17 protein-coding genes are annotated in these 16,052 nt (G+C 67.8%); 9 read left to right on the top strand and 8 right to left on the bottom strand.

The window, feature by feature from the left end; translation table 11 throughout:
- Positions 1 to 984 (bottom strand): D-glycerate dehydrogenase, encoded by a 984-nt coding sequence (locus KF796_09960; GenBank protein MBX3586962.1) that lies wholly within the window; start codon positions 982 to 984, stop codon positions 1 to 3.
- A 10-nt stretch (positions 985 to 994) separates the two neighbouring features.
- Positions 995 to 2,407 (bottom strand): sodium:proton antiporter, encoded by a 1,413-nt coding sequence (locus KF796_09955; GenBank protein MBX3586961.1) that lies wholly within the window; start codon positions 2,405 to 2,407, stop codon positions 995 to 997.
- Between the two features lie 278 nt (positions 2,408 to 2,685).
- Between KF796_09955 and KF796_09950 the strand changes: the two genes are divergently transcribed.
- Complete coding sequence (locus KF796_09950) at positions 2,686 to 2,910, top strand: CsbD family protein (protein MBX3586960.1); 225 nt, start codon at positions 2,686 to 2,688, stop codon at positions 2,908 to 2,910.
- Positions 2,911 to 2,936: 26 nt separating this feature from the next.
- Positions 2,937 to 3,497: a hypothetical protein gene (locus KF796_09945; protein MBX3586959.1), complete on the top strand. Its 561-nt coding sequence runs from the start codon at positions 2,937 to 2,939 to the stop codon at positions 3,495 to 3,497.
- A gap of 64 nt (positions 3,498 to 3,561) precedes the next feature.
- On the opposite strand, the gene KF796_09940 is transcribed toward KF796_09945, so the two are convergent.
- Genes KF796_09940 through KF796_09930 form a run of 3 tightly spaced genes read right to left on the bottom strand, consistent with a single transcriptional unit; the run spans position 3,562 to position 5,656 of the window.
- Positions 3,562 to 4,287, bottom strand: coding sequence for a nitroreductase (locus KF796_09940; GenBank protein MBX3586958.1), 726 nt, complete (start codon positions 4,285 to 4,287; stop codon positions 3,562 to 3,564).
- Entirely contained in the window at positions 4,284 to 4,730 is a 447-nt protein-coding gene (locus KF796_09935) for an acyl-CoA thioesterase (protein ID MBX3586957.1), read from the bottom strand. Before KF796_09935 ends, KF796_09940 begins: the two co-directional genes overlap by 4 nt.
- A complete protein-coding gene (locus tag KF796_09930; protein ID MBX3586956.1) occupies positions 4,727 to 5,656 on the bottom strand; it encodes a histone deacetylase in 930 nt (309 codons plus the stop codon). The genes KF796_09935 and KF796_09930 overlap by 4 nt, the downstream gene beginning before the upstream one ends.
- A gap of 193 nt (positions 5,657 to 5,849) precedes the next feature.
- Here KF796_09930 and KF796_09925 point away from each other — a divergent pair, with 193 nt between their 5' ends.
- The gene (locus KF796_09925) at positions 5,850 to 6,392 is read left to right on the top strand and encodes a phasin family protein (protein ID MBX3586955.1); all 543 of its coding nucleotides are present in this window, start codon (positions 5,850 to 5,852) and stop codon (positions 6,390 to 6,392) included.
- A gap of 184 nt (positions 6,393 to 6,576) precedes the next feature.
- Here the strand turns inward: KF796_09925 and KF796_09920 are convergent, their stop codons facing one another.
- Complete coding sequence (locus KF796_09920) at positions 6,577 to 7,518, bottom strand: patatin-like phospholipase family protein (protein MBX3586954.1); 942 nt, start codon at positions 7,516 to 7,518, stop codon at positions 6,577 to 6,579.
- A gap of 29 nt (positions 7,519 to 7,547) precedes the next feature.
- Here KF796_09920 and KF796_09915 point away from each other — a divergent pair, with 29 nt between their 5' ends.
- The gene (locus KF796_09915; protein ID MBX3586953.1) at positions 7,548 to 8,582 is read left to right on the top strand and encodes an extracellular solute-binding protein; all 1,035 of its coding nucleotides are present in this window, start codon (positions 7,548 to 7,550) and stop codon (positions 8,580 to 8,582) included.
- Positions 8,583 to 8,609: 27 nt separating this feature from the next.
- Here the strand turns inward: KF796_09915 and KF796_09910 are convergent, their stop codons facing one another.
- Positions 8,610 to 9,161, bottom strand: coding sequence for a sigma-70 family RNA polymerase sigma factor (locus KF796_09910; GenBank protein MBX3586952.1), 552 nt, complete (start codon positions 9,159 to 9,161; stop codon positions 8,610 to 8,612).
- Between the two features lie 137 nt (positions 9,162 to 9,298).
- Here KF796_09910 and KF796_09905 point away from each other — a divergent pair, with 137 nt between their 5' ends.
- From KF796_09905 to KF796_09890, 4 genes are all read left to right on the top strand, one after another.
- The gene (locus KF796_09905) at positions 9,299 to 10,021 is read left to right on the top strand and encodes a response regulator transcription factor (protein ID MBX3586951.1); all 723 of its coding nucleotides are present in this window, start codon (positions 9,299 to 9,301) and stop codon (positions 10,019 to 10,021) included.
- Complete coding sequence (locus KF796_09900) at positions 10,018 to 11,550, top strand: HAMP domain-containing histidine kinase (GenBank protein ID MBX3586950.1); 1,533 nt, start codon at positions 10,018 to 10,020, stop codon at positions 11,548 to 11,550. The genes KF796_09905 and KF796_09900 overlap by 4 nt, the downstream gene beginning before the upstream one ends.
- A gap of 36 nt (positions 11,551 to 11,586) precedes the next feature.
- A complete protein-coding gene (locus KF796_09895; protein ID MBX3586949.1) occupies positions 11,587 to 12,345 on the top strand; it encodes a 3-hydroxyacyl-CoA dehydrogenase in 759 nt (252 codons plus the stop codon).
- Positions 12,346 to 12,475: 130 nt separating this feature from the next.
- On the top strand, positions 12,476 to 13,132 hold the full coding sequence (locus KF796_09890; GenBank protein ID MBX3586948.1) for a hypothetical protein: 657 nt from the start codon (positions 12,476 to 12,478) through the stop codon (positions 13,130 to 13,132).
- On the opposite strand, the gene KF796_09885 is transcribed toward KF796_09890, so the two are convergent.
- Complete coding sequence (locus KF796_09885; GenBank protein MBX3586947.1) at positions 13,104 to 14,060, bottom strand: LysR family transcriptional regulator; 957 nt, start codon at positions 14,058 to 14,060, stop codon at positions 13,104 to 13,106. The genes KF796_09890 and KF796_09885 overlap by 29 nt on opposite strands.
- Before the next feature lie 110 nt (positions 14,061 to 14,170).
- Here KF796_09885 and KF796_09880 point away from each other — a divergent pair, with 110 nt between their 5' ends.
- Positions 14,171 to 15,976 carry a gamma-glutamyltransferase family protein gene (locus tag KF796_09880; protein ID MBX3586946.1) on the top strand — a complete coding sequence of 602 codons (1,806 nt, stop codon included), beginning with the start codon at positions 14,171 to 14,173 and terminating at the stop codon, positions 15,974 to 15,976.
- The last annotated feature ends 76 nt before the right edge of the window (positions 15,977 to 16,052 follow it).

Here is a 16,052-nt window from a genome sequence, read left to right as displayed (position 1 = left end):
CTATTTTTTCAGCACTTCAGGGTTCAGCGGCGTGAGCGGCTTGCCCTGCGTCAGGTAGCCGATCAGGTTGTCCGCGGCCAGGTTGCCCATGGCCAGCCGCGTGGGCACGGTGGCACTGGCGATGTGCGGGGTCAGCACCACGTTGGGCACCTTGAGCAGGTCGGGATGCACCGTGGGCTCGCCCTCGAACACGTCCAGCCCGGCTGCCGCAATGCGCTTGTCGCGCAGGGCCGCGGCCAGCGCGGCGTCGTCCACAATGCCGCCGCGCGCGATGTTGACCAGGTTGGCCGTGGGCTTCATCTGCGCGAGCTCGGCGGCGCCGATCGCATGGTGCGACGAGGCCGAATACGGCAGCACCAGCACCAGGTGATCGGCCTGCGCGAGCAGCTCCTCCTTGCTCACGTAGCGGGCCTTGCAGGCCGCTTCCAGTTCGGGCGCCAGGCGCGAACGGTTGTGGTAGATCACCTTCATGCCAAAGCCGTGGGCTCCGCGCCTGGCGATGCCCTGGCCGATGCGGCCCATGCCCAGGATGCCCAGCGTCGCGCCGTGGATGTCGGAGCCCGAGAACATCTCGTAGTTCCACTTGGTCCACTTGCCGGCGCGCAGGAAATGCTCGCTCTCGGTGACCCGGCGCGCGGTGGCCATGAGCAGCGCAAAGCCGAAATCGGCCGTGGTCTCGGTCAGCACATCGGGCGCGTTGGTGGCCAGCACCCCGCGCGCGGTCATCGCGGGAATGTCGAAGTTGTTGTAGCCCACGGCCATGTTGGCCACGATCTTCAGGCCGGGGCAGGCCGCGAGCACTTCGTCGTCGACACGTTCGCTGCTGGTGGTGAAGGCGCCCACCTTGCCCTGCAGCTTTTCGATCAGCTGGGGCTTGGTCCAGACCGTATCAGCCTGGTTGGACTCGACCTCGAAATGCGCGGACAGGCGGTCGATGACCTCGGGGAAGATTGCGCGCGCGACAAAGACGGAAGGCTTGGACATGGTTGAAACCTCAGCGGAACCAGATGAAGGTCATGAAGACGAACAGCGGCACCAGGATGCCGCACGACCAGAGCATGTAGCCAAAGAAGCTGGGCATCTTGATGCCGCGGTCCTCGGCGATGGCCTTGACCATCAGGTTGGGCGCATTGCCGATGTAGGTGTTGGCGCCCATGAACACGGCGCCGGCCGACACGGCGGCCAGCGTCGGCGCCAGCGTGGTCATCAGCACCTTGGGGTCACCCCCCGCGGTGTTGAAGAACACCAGGTAGGTGGGCGCGTTGTCAAGGAACGAGCTCAGCGCGCCGGTGGCCCAGAAATACATCGCGGGATTGGGGCTTCCGTCCGCGCGTGTCACCGCGGACACGATGGCGCCAAAGGGGCCGTCGACCCCGGCCTTGAGCATGGCGATGACAGGGATGATCGTCAGGAAGATGCCGGCGAAGAGCTTGGCCACCTCGGCCATCGGCCCCCACGAGAACTGGTTGTCCGCGTGCACCGTGTCGGGCGTGATCTTCAGCGAGACCAGCGTGATGGCCACCAGGCCCACATCGCGCACCAGGCCGGGCAGGCCCACCTCGGTGCCGAACACATCAAACACCACGGAAGACTTCCAGAAGCCGCTGAGCAGCACCAGCCCCACCACCCCGCCCAGCAGGGCGAAATTGACCATGCCGTCAAAGCCGATGTTGCGCGAATCGGGGGTCGGGTCCATGGCCGACAGTTCCTCGCGGCGGTGATAGAACCAGGAGTCGAGCGCATAGAAGATCGCCAGCAGCGTGCCAACCAGGAACAGCGTCTCGGGGAAGATGTGCCCCACGGTCCAGAAGAAGTCAACGCCCTTGAGGAAGCCCAGGAACAGCGGCGGATCCCCCAGCGGCGTCAGCGAGCCCCCTGCGTTGGAGACGATGAAGATGAAGAACACCACCACATGCGCCGTGTGCCGCCGGTTGTCATTGGCCCGGATCAGCGGGCGGATCAGCAGCATGGACGCGCCCGTGGTTCCCATGAAGCTCGCCAGCACGGCGCCGATGGCCAGAATGGACGTGTTCAGCCCCGGGCTGCCGTGCAGGTTGCCGCGGATGTAGATGCCGCCGGCCACGGTGAACAGGGCGGTGAGCAGGATCACGAACGGGATGTACTCCGCCAGCAGGGCATGGACCAGGCTGGTGCCCGCCACGCCCGGCCCGAAGGCCAGGGCAAAAGGCACCAGGAATGCCAGCGACCAGGCAGCCGCCACCTTGCCGAAGTGGTGATGCCAGAAATGCGGTGCCAGCAGCGGCATCACGGCAATGCACAGCAGGATGCCGGCGAACGGCGCCCCCCACAGCGGCGAGAGCTGGCTGCCGTTGAATTCAGCGGCGGCCGCCAGGCCCGGCCAGAGCGTGATCGCCAGGCAGGTGCCGGCCCATCGTGAAAGTCTCATGCGTGTCTCCAGAAAACGGCCGCGCGCTGTGCCGGTCGGCCCGATTGTGAGTTCCAGCGGCTGAGCATACCCAATCACGGGAACCCTTCATTTCAGCGGCCTGACACGGGCCGGCTGGCCACTGTAGGCCACTGTAGGCCACTGCCTACCACCTGTGCCACGCGCCTCCTACCGGTCCGGCGACGCGGCCTGCCTACAGTCATTTCCATCCCCCGGCGAGCGGCGGGTCCGCAGGCCGGGGGCCCATGTAACTTTTCACTTTCAAACTGGAGAACACCATGAATCAGGATCGCATGGAAGGCAACTGGAAGCAGTTCAAGGGCAAGGTCAAGGAACAGTGGGGCAAGCTGACCGATGACGACGTGGACATCATCGCAGGCAAGCGCGACCAGCTGCTGGGCCGCATCCAGGAGCGCCACGGGCTGGCCCGCGACGAGGCCGAGAAGCAGGTCAAGAACTGGGAGCAGCGCAACCCGGACTTCCGCTTCGAAAAATCCCAATGAACAACCGCCCTGCCGGGAGCCACACCATGAAACAACAGCTCATCACACTCGCGGTTGCGGCCTGCTGCGCCTGGGCCGGCGCCGCCAACGCCATGACCAAGGACGAGTACAAGGCCCAGAAGGACCGCATCGAAGCCGACTACAAGGCCGGCAAGGAGCGCTGCTCGGGCCTGAAGGCCAATGCCAAGGACATCTGCATGTCCGAGGTCAAGGGCGCTGAAAACGTCGCCAGGGCGGAGCTGGAGGCCAGCTACAAGCCCGGTGCCAAGGCCCAGGAAAAGGTCCTGATCGCCAAGGCCGACGCGGCGTACGACACGGCCAGGGAAAAGTGCGATGACCTTGCAGGCAACGCCAAGGACGTGTGCATCAAGGATGCCAAGGCCGCCCATGTGAGCGCCAAGGGCGCCGCCAAGGTGAGTGCCGCGCAGGCCGAGGGCGCCCACCAGACGGCCGATGCACGCAAGGACGCCATGGCCGACACCCAGGAGGCCCGCTACAACGCCGCGGTGGAACGCTGCGACGCCATGGCCGGCCAGGCCAAGGACAGCTGCATCACCGATGCAAAGCGCCGGTTTGGCAAGACGTAGTCTTGCCGCGGGGGTCCCGCAGGGCCCTGGCAAGGGGGCGGCCTGAAGGGTCGCCCCCTTTTTTTCAGTCGAGCCAGCGCGTGAACTGCGCCACCGGCTCACGCGGCGTGTGAAATCCGTTCACCGGGGCAGACTCGTCGGCATAGCCCATCGCCATGCCGCACACCAGCATTTCGTCCGGTCCGGCGCCGATGTGGGGCAGGATGATCTTCGCAAAGCCGTTCCAGGCAGCCTGCGGGCAGGTGTGCAGCCCGCGCGCGCGCGCCGCCACCATGATGCTTTGCAGGAACATGCCGTAGTCGACCAGCGAGCCCCGGCCCATGACGCGGTCCAGCGTGAACATCAGGCCCACCGGCGCGTCAAACAACCTGTAGTTGCGCTGGTGCTGGGCGTGCATCTTGTCCTTGTCGCCCTTGGTGATGCCCAGCAGGCCATACAGGCTCCAGCCGTTCTCGCGCCGCCGGTCGATGTAGGGACTCACCCATTTTTCGGGGTAGTAATCGTATTCCTCGCGGTAGTCGGCCGCCAGCGCCGGGTTGGCATAGATCGCGTCATGCGCCTCGCAGACCTTGCGCACCAGGCTGTCCCGGCTTTCGCCCTGCAGCACATAGGTTTTCCAGGGCTGGGTGTTGGTGCCGGACGCGGCCCGGCTGGCCACCTTCAGGATGTCGGCGATCATCTCGCGCGGCACCGGCCTGGGCAGGAAGGCGCGTGCCGAGAATCGGCTTTCGATCGCGGCGTCGACGCTGGCCCGGTCCTTGATCACGGTGCTGACTTGGGAAAGACTCATTGAAGTTGCTCCAGAACGGCTTTGAGGGGGGCCGGCAGAGGCACCGGCCGCCGGTGCTGACGGTCCACATACACATGGACGAAATGGCCCCGGGCGGCACACAGGGGCGCGCCTTCGGCAAACAGGCCCACCTCATAGCGCACGCTGGAGGTGCCCATGTGGGCCACCCGCAGGCCGGCCTCGATGTTCTGCGGGAAGGCCAGCGAGGCAAAGTAGTTGCATTGCGTCTCGATCACCAGGCCGATGGTCTCGCCGTGGTGAATGTCCAGCACGCCCTGCTCGATCAGGTGCGCGTTGACCACGGTGTCGAACCAGCTGTAGTAGACGACGTTGTTGACATGCCCGTAGGCGTCGTTGTCCATCCAGCGGGTGCCGATGGTGCGAAAAGCCCGGTAGCGGTCACGCGAATCGGGCTCGGGTTTGGCGGGGCGGGGAGTGCTCATGCCGTCCGATTCTGCCAGCGCTGCCAATAGCCCATGGCGACGCGGTACGTGGTGACCTGGACCTGGACCGTGTCCTCGATCCTGTGGCCATAGCCACCGGCCATGGCAAAGGCCAGCGGCACCCGGCGCTGCCAGGCCCAGTCGAACACGCGCCGGTCGCGGGCCTCCAGGCCGTCCCAGGTCAGCTTGAGGCGCCCCAGGCGGTCGCCCTCGTGGGGGTCGGCACCGGCCAGGTAGATGACCAGGCCCGGCTCGAAACGGCGCTCCATCTCGGCCAGCGCGATCTCCAGCGCCTGCAGGTACTCGTCGTCCCGGCAGCCATCGGGCAGGTCGACATCCCAGTCGCTCGCCTCCTTGCGGAACGGGAAGTTCTTCTGCCCGTGCAGGGACAGCGTGAAGACGCTGGGGTCGGCGCGAAACAGGCTGGCCGTGCCATTGCCCTGATGCACGTCCAGGTCCACCACCGCCACCTTCAGCGGGTGCCGGTGGGTGCGCGCCCATTCAGCCTGCATGAGCCGCGCGGCCACGGCGGCATCATTGAACACGCAAAAGCCCCCGCCCTTGTCGGCATACGCATGGTGCGTGCCGCCCGCGATGTTCGCGGCCAACCCCTCCCGGAAAGCGGCGCGGCAGGCCGCGATGGTGGCCCCCACCGAGCGGCGCGCCCGCTCGGCCATGGCCTCGCTCCAGGGAAAGCCGATCTCGCGCATCACCTGTGGCGCCACGGTCCCGTCCTGGATGGCGCGGATGTAGGCCGGGCTGTGGGCCAGGGCCAGTTCGCCGTCGCTCGCGCGCTGCGCGGGCATCAGGCGCAGGCCCGGCACGTGGGCGGCCAGCTGGTCGCGCAGCAACTGGTACTTGGCCATGGGGAACCGGTGGCCCGCCGGCAGTGGCAACACGAACTGGTCCGCATAGAAAACCTGCATGACCGCATTGTGTCGTGGCCCGCCATCCGGGGCGTTTTAGGGGTTGCGCCCCAATATGTTGCAGTGCAGCAAAAATCACTTGCAATGCCACGGGATAACCCTATACTTCAGCCATGCTGCACTGCAACATAACCGGCTCTCCCGGGTTCAGCGCAGATATCGATCCTTACCGCAACTCACTGGAGATATTGATATGTTGACCGCTGAACAAATCCTGGCCGCCCACAAAGCCAACATCGAAACCCTGTTTGGCCTGACCGGCAAAGCATTCGAAGGCGTGGAAAAGCTCGTCGAGCTGAACGTCACGGCTTCCAAGGCCGCGCTGACCGAAGCCGCCGACACCACCCAGGCCGTCCTGAGCGTCAAGGACGCGCAGGAACTGCTCGCGCTGCAAGCCAGCCTGTTCCAGCCCCTGGCTGAAAAGACCGCCGCCTACAGCCGTCACCTGTATGACATCGCTTCGGGCACCGGCGCCGAATTCGGCAAGGCTTTCGAAGCCCAGGCCAGCGACGCACAGAAGAAGTTCATGTCCGTCGTGGACAACGCTTCCAAGAATGCCCCGGCCGGCTCCGAAACCGCTGTGGCCGTGTTCAAGAGCGCCATTGCCGCCGGCAACAACGCCCTGGAATCGGTGCAAAAGGCCGTGAAGCAAGCCACCGACGTGGCTGAAGCCAACTTCAACGCCGTGGCCAACACCGCCGTGAGCGCTGCCAAGACCACCGCCAAGAAGCGCTAAGCCCTCTTGATTGCCGGGAACCCGCCTCCAGCTGTCTGGAGCGGGAACTCTACAAACCAGGAAGCATCCATTCGATACTCTGGTTCATTGAACGAGAGTTCTGCTGATTGTCTCCTCGGGTCCTTTCGACACCTTCAAGGTTCAGGGATCCCTTCAAGGCCCAGTTTTCGGACTGGGCCTTTTTTTATCTGGCGTGGGCTGCGATGGCCTGCCGCAGCTGCGGCAGCGCCTGCCGCATGGCCTGACGCCCGGCCTCGATGGCCCGCAACCGTGCCCCGAAGTCCGCGCCGCGCATGCCCGCCAGGGCCGGCCGGACCACCACGTCGGCCTCGCGCAGTTCCCAGGCATTGATGCTGCGGCCCATGATGGCAAAGGTCTGCAGCAGGAGCTGCAAGGTGTCCCCCGAGGGGTTGCCCTCGGGCGCGCTCGAAATGTCCACGGCGATCACCAGCTCCGCGCCCATCTGGCGCGCGTAGCGCACCGGCACCGGCGACACCAGCCCCCCGTCCACATAATCGCGCCCGGCAATCGGCACGGGCAGGAAGATCGATGGCACGGCGCTGGAGGCCCGCACAGCCGTGCCCGTGTCGCCACGCTGGAACAGCACGCCCTGCCCGCTTTGCAGGTCGGTGGCCACGATGCCCAGGGGCAGCGGCATGTCTTCGATCAGCTTGCGCTGCACCTGGGTGTTCACATAGCGCGCCAGCGCCTCGCCGCGCAGGACGCCGCGGCTGAACAGCGGCAGCATCCAGTCGGTGAATGCGGCCTCTTCCATGGTTTCGGCCACCTGCTGCAGCTGGGCACCGTTGCGCCCGCTCGCATACAGCGCAGCCACCAGGCTGCCGGCCGAAGTGCCGGTGACCAGATCAGGTCGGATGCCAGCCTCCTCGAGCGCCTGGATCACGCCGACATGGGCAAACCCCCGTGCCGCGCCGCCGCCAAGGGCCAGCCCGATCCTGGGGACATGGGGCGCCGCGGCGGGCACCGGCGTGGCCGCCACCGGGGGCGCGGCCGGGCCCATGGCGCAGCCCGCCAGCAACGCCACCGCGAGGCCGCCCGCCACCGCGAGCAAAAGCCTTGCGCGCTCGCCGGCTTTATTAAGAATGATTCGCGTTTGCTTTATCATCGAATCGTTTCCTCACTGCCTTCTTCACCATGATCAAAAAAGCCCTTTGCCTCGCGCTGCTGGCCGCCGCCGGCTTCGCATCGGCCCAGGAACAGGTCGTCAACCTGTATTCGGCGCGCCACTACTCAACCGACGAGGCGCTGTACAGCAACTTCACCAAGGCCACCGGCATCCGCATCAACCGGGTTGACGCCGACGATGCCGGCATTCTCGCGCGGCTGAAGGCCGAGGGCGCCGCCTCCCCGGCCGATGTGATCCTGCTGGTGGACGCGGCGCGACTGTACCGCGGCGATGTGGATGGCCTGTTCCAGCCCATCCGCTCCAGGGTGCTCGAGGACGCGATCCCCGCGCAGTACCACGCCAAGGCCTCGCCCGAGGGCATCACCTGGTTCGGGTTTTCAACCCGCGGCCGGGTGATCGTGTACGACAAGCTGAGCGTCAAGAAGGCCGATGTCGACACCTACGAAGAGCTGGCCGACCCCAAGAACAAGGGCAAGGTCTGCCTGCGCTCGGGCTCGCACCCCTACAACCTGTCGCTGTTCAGTGCGCTCATGGAGCACATGGGCGAGCAGAAAACCGAGGCCTGGCTCAAGGGCGTGGTCGACAACATGGCGCGCGCGCCGCGCGGTGGCGACACCGACCAGATCAAGGCCGTGGGCTCGGGCGAATGCCAGATCGCCGTGAGCAACACCTACTACATTGCCCGCATGATCCGCTCGGCCAACCCCGAGGACCGGGCCGTGATGGAAAAGGTGGGCGTGGTATTTCCCAACCAGGCCAGCTGGGGCACCCACCTGAACATCGCGGGCGGCGCTGTGGCGAAAAATTCAAAGAACCGGGCCAACGCCATCAAGTTCCTGGAGTACCTGGCCAGCCCCGACGCCCAAACCTATTTCGCCGATGGCAACAACGAATGGCCGGTGGCGCGCGGCGTGACCATCGGCAACCCCGCCCTCAAGGCCATGAGCGGCGGCGCGTTCAAGAGCGAGACCATCCCGCTCTCGGCCATTGGCATGAACCAGGCCAAAATCCAGCAGATGCTGGACCGCGTGGGATTCAAGTAGTCCGCACAAGGCCCCGGTGCAGCGGCCTCAGCACAGCAGCTGGCGGCGGGCCCGGTGCAGGCGCACAAACATGCTCTCGGGGCTGATCGCCAGCCGCTTGCAGACCGCCTCGGTGGGCTCGTCGCGCAGCACGCGCCAGTGCATCACGTCGCGCAGGCCCTGGGGCAACTGCTCCAGCCGGGCCAGCACCTGCGCCAGCCGCTCGCGCTGCTCGGCCTGTTCGTCGGGGCGCGGGGCCTCGCATTCGGTCTCGACGGCTTCGCCCTCCTCGCCGCCGTCGTCCAGCGAGGCGTAGCGGCTGCGCTCGCGGATCAAGTCCACCAGCTTGTGCTTCAGGATGGCAACCAGCCAGCTGCGCAGCGCGCTGCGGCCCTCGAACACCGCGCGGCCCGACAGCACGGCCTCGAACACGTCGTGCACCACGTCCTCGGCCAGCATCGGGTCCTGCAGCTTGCGGCGCGCGAAGCGCACCAGGTAATCACGGTGCGCATACATCTCGATGCTGCAGACCGGCGCCGCGCGCAGCGGGGCGGTGGCGGCGGGAGCAAGCGGGGCGGAACGGGTCAGGGTGGCATTCATGGGGTGTCCTCTGGTGACCGGAGTCGTCTGTGTCGATGGCTGTACTGTGGCCACCCCACCTCACGACAAGGTCGCGGAAGATCACATTCCGATAACATTTCGGTAAGAAAGCCGCCAACGGGGCCGACTCCCCCGCCGTGGACACCATGAAACGCATCCTCGTTGCCGAAGACCAGACCGACATCCGCGACCTGCTGGCGCTGAACCTGCGCGGCGCCGGCTATGAAGTGGTCGAGGCCGGGGACGGCCTGCGCGCGCTGGACCTGCAGACCCGCGAACCCAGTGACCTGATGGTGCTGGACCTCATGATGCCGGGCCTGGATGGCCTGGAGCTGTGCAAGACGCTGCGGGCCCGCGGCTCGAGCACCCCCATCCTCATGCTCACGGCCAAGTCCACCGAACTGGACCGGGTGCTGGGGCTGGAGCTGGGCGCCGACGACTACCTCACCAAGCCCTTCTCGCTGGCCGAACTGCTGGCGCGGGTCAAGGCGCTGCTGCGGCGCTCGGAGCTGCTGCGCGCGGCCGAAGCGGCCACGCACAGCCAGCCCGGCGCCATCGTGAACGGTGAACTCGAGATCCAGCCCGTCAAGCGCCAGGTGCGCTCGCGCGGGCAACTGCTGGACTTCACGGCGCTCGAATTCGACCTGCTGCTGCACTTTGCGCGGCACCCCGGCCATGTGTTCTCGCGCGGGCAACTGCTCAACGCCGTCTGGGGCTACACCCACGACGGCTATGAACACACCGTGACCACGCACATCAACCGCCTGCGCGCCAAGCTCGAGGCCGACGCGCTGCGCCCCGAGATGATCCTGACCGTGCGCGGCGCAGGCTACAAGATGCGCGAAGCACCGCCGCCATGACGGTCCGGGCCAAGATCGCCTTCACGATCTTCTTCACGGGCCTGCTCACCGTCATTGGCGTGCTGGTGACCGTGCTGATGGCCTTCCAGCGGTTCGAGCACGAGTCGGCCTACTACCGGGGCGACGCCTTCCTCAAGCGCGTGGTGGCCCAGAACCCCGACCTGCTGACCATGCAGCAGCGCTTTCCCGAGGAATTCATGGTGTTCCTCGCCAACCTGGTGCTCTACGAGCCCGACACCCAGCTCTACCTGCTGGCGGCCGATGGCACCGTGGTGGCCTCCACCTCCGAAAAGCGGCTGCCCCCGGGCTTCAAGGTCCGGCTGGCGCCGGTGCGCGAAGCCGCGGGCGCGGTCCCCATGCCCTATGTGCTGGGCGACGACCCGCAGCGCATGGACACGCGCGCGGTGATCGCGGCCAAGCCCCTGCGCCGCACGGTGATCCGCCCCGATGAGCCGGTGGCCGGCTACCTGTACCTCGTGAGCCAGCCGCGCACCCTGACCGAGGACCGCGTGGCCGCGCTGCGCGGCTCGCTGGCCGAGCCGGGCCTGCTGCTGATCCTCGCGGTGGTGGCGGTGGCCACGCTGCTGGCGGCCTGGGTCACGGCTGCGGTCACACGCCCGCTGGCGCGGCTGACGGCCGCGGTCAGCGCGGTCACGCGCGAAGGGCTGGACGGCATGGCGTCCGGCGCTGCCACGGCGGGCGGCGCGGCAATCGAACTGCCGGACTCGCAATCGCGCGATGAGTTCGGGCAACTGGCCCGCGGCATGGGCGCCATGCTGGCCACCCTGCGCACCCAGTGGAGCACGCTGCGCCGGCTCGACCATTTCCGCCGCGAGGGCGTGAGCAACCTGTCGCACGACCTGCGCTCGCCGCTCACGGCCACCACCGCCTGCCTGGAGACGCTGGACAACCGCTGGGCCGGTGACCCGGCCCGCGCCGGCGACCAGGCGCTGGTGGCGGTGGCCCTGCGCAACACCCAGAACGCCGCGCGCATGGTGCAGTCACTGGGTGACCTGGCGCAGCTTGACGAACCCGAATTCAAGCTGCGCGGCGAGGTGCTGGACCTGGCCGAACTGCTGGACGGCGTGGCCATGCGGTTCGCGGAGCGCGCGGCCCGCCTGGGTGTGACCCTGGTGGCGGCGCCGCCGCAAGACACCCCCGCGCTGGCCACGGTGGACATCGAACTGCTGGAACGCGCGGTGGCCAACCTGGTGGACAACGCCCTGAAGTTCTGCGGCGCCGGCGCCCACATCACCCTGCAGGCGGTGGCCCAGGGCAGCCAGGTGGCGGTGCAGGTGCGCGACACCGGCCCCGGCATCGCGGCCAATGACCTGCCCCACCTGTTCGACCGCTTCTACCAGAGTCGCCAGAGCGTGGCCCCGGCCACCGGCGAAGGCGGCAAGGGCCTGGGCCTGGCCATCGTCAAGCGCATCGCCGAACTGCACGGTGGCCTGGTGCGCGTGACCAGCTCGCCGGGCCAGGGCACGCTGGTCGAGATCGTATTGCCCGCCACCCCTGATCGTTCATAATTGACGTTTACGTCAACGTCAATTCAGGAGCGGTTCATGGAAATCAAGGGCAAGGTATTCATCGTCACGGGCGGCGCCTCGGGCCTGGGTGAAGGCACGGCACGCATGCTCGCGGCCAACGGCGCCACGGTCGTGGTGGCCGACATGCAGGTCGACAAGGGCGAGGCCGTGGCCAAGGACATCGGCGGCGCCTTCGTCAAGTGCGACGTGAGCCAGGAAGCCGACGGCCAGGCCGTGGTGGCCAAGGCCGTGTCGCTGGGCAAGCTGATGGGCCTGGTCAACTGCGCGGGCATCGCCCCCGCCGAGAAAACCGTGGGCAAGAACGGCGCCCACAACTTCGCGCTGTTTTCCAAGACCATCACGGTCAACCTCATCGGCAGTTTCAACATGATCCGCCTGGCGGCCGACGCCATGTGCAAGAACGAGCCCGAGCCCACCGGCGAGCGCGGCGTGATGATTTCCACCGCCAGCGTGGCCGCCTATGACGGCCAGATCGGCCAGGCCGCCTACAGCGCCTCCAAGGGCGGCGTGGTGGGCATGACCCTGCCGATCGCCCGCGACCTGGCGCGCAACGGCATCCGCAACATGACCATTGCCCCCGGCATTTTCGGCACGCCCATGCTGTTCGGCATGCCCCAGGAGGTGCAGGACGCACTGGCCGCCAGCGTGCCCTTCCCCAGCCGCCTGGGCACGCCCGGGGACTATGCCAAGCTGGCCAAACACATCATCGAAAACGACATGCTCAATGGCGAGGTGATCCGCCTGGACGGCGCGATCCGGCTGGCACCGCGCTGAGCCAGCGGCTGGGGGCCAGCGCCGGTTGCCAGCGCCTGGGCGCCGGCCTATAGTCGCGCGACATCCTGGACGGAGTCGCGCGATGCCAAACCGGTTTCTGCTTCTTCTGGCGCTCGCCCTGGGCGCAAACATGGCTCTGGCCAACCCCGCGCTCACGGGATCCTGGCACGGCGCCGTTGAAGGCACTCCCATCGCGATCACGCTCGACGGGCGCGGCGGCGGCCAGGTGGACGGCAGGCCGATCCGCTACCAGGTCCAGGGCACCAGCCTGTGGGTCGAAGACCAGGGCGAACTCGCCGTCTACCAGTTTGAAGTGCGCGGCAACCAGCTGCGCGTGGCCGGTGGCCAGTTGTCCGGCGTGCTGACGCTGACGCGGGGACAAGCGCCCCGGAACTCGGCACCACCGCAGGGCCAGGCCCAGGGCGGAGGCGGTGGCCTCGCGCAGGCCCTGGTGGGCAAATGGTGCAAGGCCTCGAGCTTCACGGCCAATGCCGGCGGCGGCTCGCAAAGCTCGGCCTGCTTTGAGCTGCGGGCCGACGGCTCCTATGTTTACGGCTCGCAGCGCAGCGCCTCGGCCTACGGTGGGGGCATGTGGGGCGGCACCACCGGCAGCAGCGGCGACGCCGGGCAATGGAGCAGCACGGCCGACAGCATCACCGCGCGCTCCAACGGCGGCCAGACCCACACCTACCGGCTGGAGCGTCGCAACCACCCCAAAAACCGGGACCCGATGCTCTGCCTGGACGGCGACTGCTACGTCACTTACTGGCGCAAGGCGCCGTGGTAGCCCCCGGGTGCAGGGCCGCCAGTTCGCCGCGGAACAGCGCGCTGAGCTGATCCACCACGGCCGCCACCCGGGCCGGGACAAACCGGCCGCTGGGCATGACCGCATACAGCGGCGCCGGCTCCCCGGCATGCTGCGGGAACAGGCGCTGCAGCGCGCCGCTGCGCAAGGCCTCGGCCAGGGCCAGTTCGGACTGGTAGATGATCCCGCGGCCCTGCAGCGCCCATTGGTGGGCGATCGAGGCATCGTTGCAGTTCAGCCGGCCACGCACCCGCACCGGCCGCAGCGCTTCCAACGGCGCGCCGGGCGCCCCGAACAACCAGGTGTCGTGCCGCCGGCCGCGGATGTGATAGACCAGACAATCGTGGTTCACGAGCTCCGCGGGCTCGGCCGGCCGGCCAGACGCCGCCAGATAGGCCGGGCTTGCGCACGCCATGCGGCGGGCCGGCGCCAGCAGCCGCGCCGTGTGGCTCGAATCGCCCAGCGGCCCATGGCGCAAGGCGAGATCGATGCCCTCGCGCACCAGGTCCACATGGTCGTCGCTCACCTGCAGCTCGATCTCGATGCCGGGGTGGGCCGCCGCAAAGCCGGCCAGCCAGTTGGCCACGATCTCGCGCGCCAGCGTGGCTGCGACGCTGATGCGGATGCTGCCGGCCAGGCCCCGCGCGCCTGATCTCACCTGGGCCTGGCCCCGGGACAGAAGGTCGAGCGCGCGGCGCGCGTGGTCGATGATGACCTCCCCTTCGGCCGTGGCGCGCACCGAGCGCGTGGTGCGCTCGAACAGGCGCACGCCGAGCGATGCCTCCAGGCGCTTGAGCGCCGCGCTCACGGCGGCGGTGCTGAGCCCGCAGCGCTTGCCGGCCGCCGTCAGGCCCCCGGTCTCTGCCGTTGCCAGCAGCACGCGCAGGTCGTCCAGATTGTCAAATTCCATGAAAGAGTCAATTCTTGCAACGGCGATTGTGATGCACGGGGCCGCCCCGTATAGTCATCCCAGGCCCCGGTGGCGCGTGCCCGGGCCCACCACAACAACCAGGAGCCTCCATGAAACACACCCTTGCCGCGCTCGCCACGGCCGCCCTGCTGGCCGCCTGCGCCAGCGCGCCGTCCAACTTCAGCTACACCGTGCCGCTGCAGCCCGAGGGCTCCTCGGGCTACACCGAAAAGCCGGGCTGGGCCACCACCAAGTTCGCGGTCGCGGCGGCCAACCCGCTGGCCACCGACGCGGGCTACCAGATCCTCAAGGCCGGTGGCTCGGCCATTGACGCGGCCATTGCGGTGCAGATGGTGCTGGGCCTGGTGGAGCCGCAGTCCAGCGGCATTGGCGGCGGGGCCTTCCTGCTGCACTACAACGGCAAGGATGTGGAGGCCTTTGACGGCCGCGAAACCGCGCCCGCCGCCGCCAGCGAGAAGGTGTTTCTGGGCGCCGACGGCAAGCCGCTGTCGTTCTACGACGCCGTGGTCGGCGGCCGCTCCGTCGGCACGCCGGGCACGGTGCGCATGCTGGAGATGGCGCACCGGCAATACGGCAAGCTGCCCTGGGCCACGCTGTTCCAGCCCGCCATCACCCTGGCCGAAGGCGGCTTCAAGGTCAGCGCGCGGCTCAACACCCTGGTCAAGGGCGACAAGTACCTCAGGAACGACCCGCAGGCCGCCGCCTACTTCTACGATGCCAAGGGCGAGCCCTGGCCCGTGGGCCACACACTGAAGAACCCGGAATTTGCAGCGGTGCTGCGCCAGATCGCGGCCGAAGGGTCCAAAGGCCTGCTCGAAGGCCCGGTGGCCCAGGCCATCGTCGCCAAGGTGCAGGGCCATGCGGCCAACCCCGGCAAGCTCAGCCTGGCCGACCTGTCGGGCTACCAGGCCAAGAAGCGCGCACCGATCTGCCACGACTACCTGGCGCAGGCACCGGGCGCGTCGCATGAGTACCGCATCTGCGGCTTCCCGCCGCCCAGCTCCGGCGCGCTGGCCGTGGGCCAGATCCTGGGCATCCTGAGCCACACCCCGGCGGCCTTCCAGCCGCTCGAAGACGGGCTGCCCGGCGCCAACTGGCTGCACCTGTACACCGAGGCTTCGCGCCTGGCCTTTGCCGACCGCGGCCTGTACGTGGCTGACCCCGACTTTGTGCAGCCGCCCGGCGGCAGCTGGATGAGCCTGCTTGACGACAGCTACCTCGCCAGCCGCGCCGCGCTGATCGAGGAGCAGAGCATGAAGGTTGCGCAGCCCGGCAACCCCGGCGCGGTCAAGACCAGCTACGCCCCGATGCCCGGCCAGATCGAGCACGGCACCAGCCACATCAGCATCGTGGACCCGTATGGCAACGCCATCGCCATGACCACCACCATCGAGGACGTGTTTGGCGCGCGCCAGATGGTCAAGGGCTTCTTGCTCAACAACGAGCTGACCGACTTCAGCTTTGCGCCCGCCGACGCCCAGGGCAAGCCGATTGCCAACCGGGTGCAGGCCGGCAAGCGCCCGCGCTCGTCCATGGCGCCGACGCTGGTGTTTGACAAGGCCACGGGCCAGCTCGTGATGAGCGGCGGCAGCCCCGGCGGCGCGCTGATCATCCACTTCACGGCCAAGACCCTGTACGGCGTGCTCAACTGGGGCATGACGCCGCAGCAGGCCATCAACCTGCCCAACTTCGCCTCGCTCAACGGCCCCACCATCCTGGAAGAAGGCCGCTTCCCGGCCGCCACGGTCGAGGCGCTGCGCCAGCGCGGCGCCGACGTGACCGAGCGCAACATGACCAGCGGCCTGCAGGCCATCACGCGCGGACAGGCCCATGGCATCCCGCTGTGGCTGGGCGGCGCCGATCCGCGCCGCGAAGGCATCGTGATGGGCGATTGAGCATCAAAAGTGGCTGGAGTCCAGGACTGGCGGCTACTTCCAGCTATTGATTCAATAGCAAATCAGGCGGCCTGAC

This window comes from Ramlibacter sp. (assembly GCA_019635435.1).
In the GTDB taxonomy this organism is placed as follows: Bacteria; Pseudomonadota; Gammaproteobacteria; order Burkholderiales; family Burkholderiaceae_C; genus JAHBZM01.
The sequence above is the reverse complement of the archived record's forward strand: the minus strand, read 5'-3'. Positions and strand labels throughout refer to the sequence as shown.

What these genes read in the sequence shown, in the direction of transcription:
- KF796_09960 (MBX3586962.1), bottom strand. Translation starts at nt 984, where the DNA reads ATGTCCAAGCCTTCCGTCTTTGTCGCGCGCGCAATCTTCCCCGAGGTC.
- KF796_09955 (MBX3586961.1), bottom strand. Translation starts at nt 2,407, where the DNA reads ATGAGACTTTCACGATGGGCCGGCACCTGCCTGGCGATCACGCTCTGG.
- KF796_09950 (MBX3586960.1), top strand. Translation starts at nt 2,686, where the DNA reads ATGAATCAGGATCGCATGGAAGGCAACTGGAAGCAGTTCAAGGGCAAG.
- KF796_09945 (MBX3586959.1), top strand. Translation starts at nt 2,937, where the DNA reads ATGAAACAACAGCTCATCACACTCGCGGTTGCGGCCTGCTGCGCCTGG.
- KF796_09940 (MBX3586958.1), bottom strand. Translation starts at nt 4,287, where the DNA reads ATGAGTCTTTCCCAAGTCAGCACCGTGATCAAGGACCGGGCCAGCGTC.
- KF796_09935 (MBX3586957.1), bottom strand. Translation starts at nt 4,730, where the DNA reads ATGAGCACTCCCCGCCCCGCCAAACCCGAGCCCGATTCGCGTGACCGC.
- KF796_09930 (MBX3586956.1), bottom strand. Translation starts at nt 5,656, where the DNA reads ATGCAGGTTTTCTATGCGGACCAGTTCGTGTTGCCACTGCCGGCGGGC.
- KF796_09925 (MBX3586955.1), top strand. Translation starts at nt 5,850, where the DNA reads ATGTTGACCGCTGAACAAATCCTGGCCGCCCACAAAGCCAACATCGAA.
- KF796_09920 (MBX3586954.1), bottom strand. Translation starts at nt 7,518, where the DNA reads ATGATAAAGCAAACGCGAATCATTCTTAATAAAGCCGGCGAGCGCGCA.
- KF796_09915 (MBX3586953.1), top strand. Translation starts at nt 7,548, where the DNA reads ATGATCAAAAAAGCCCTTTGCCTCGCGCTGCTGGCCGCCGCCGGCTTC.
- KF796_09910 (MBX3586952.1), bottom strand. Translation starts at nt 9,161, where the DNA reads ATGAATGCCACCCTGACCCGTTCCGCCCCGCTTGCTCCCGCCGCCACC.
- KF796_09900 (MBX3586950.1), top strand. Translation starts at nt 10,018, where the DNA reads ATGACGGTCCGGGCCAAGATCGCCTTCACGATCTTCTTCACGGGCCTG.
- KF796_09895 (MBX3586949.1), top strand. Translation starts at nt 11,587, where the DNA reads ATGGAAATCAAGGGCAAGGTATTCATCGTCACGGGCGGCGCCTCGGGC.
- KF796_09890 (MBX3586948.1), top strand. Translation starts at nt 12,476, where the DNA reads ATGGCTCTGGCCAACCCCGCGCTCACGGGATCCTGGCACGGCGCCGTT.
- KF796_09885 (MBX3586947.1), bottom strand. Translation starts at nt 14,060, where the DNA reads ATGGAATTTGACAATCTGGACGACCTGCGCGTGCTGCTGGCAACGGCA.
- KF796_09880 (MBX3586946.1), top strand. Translation starts at nt 14,171, where the DNA reads ATGAAACACACCCTTGCCGCGCTCGCCACGGCCGCCCTGCTGGCCGCC.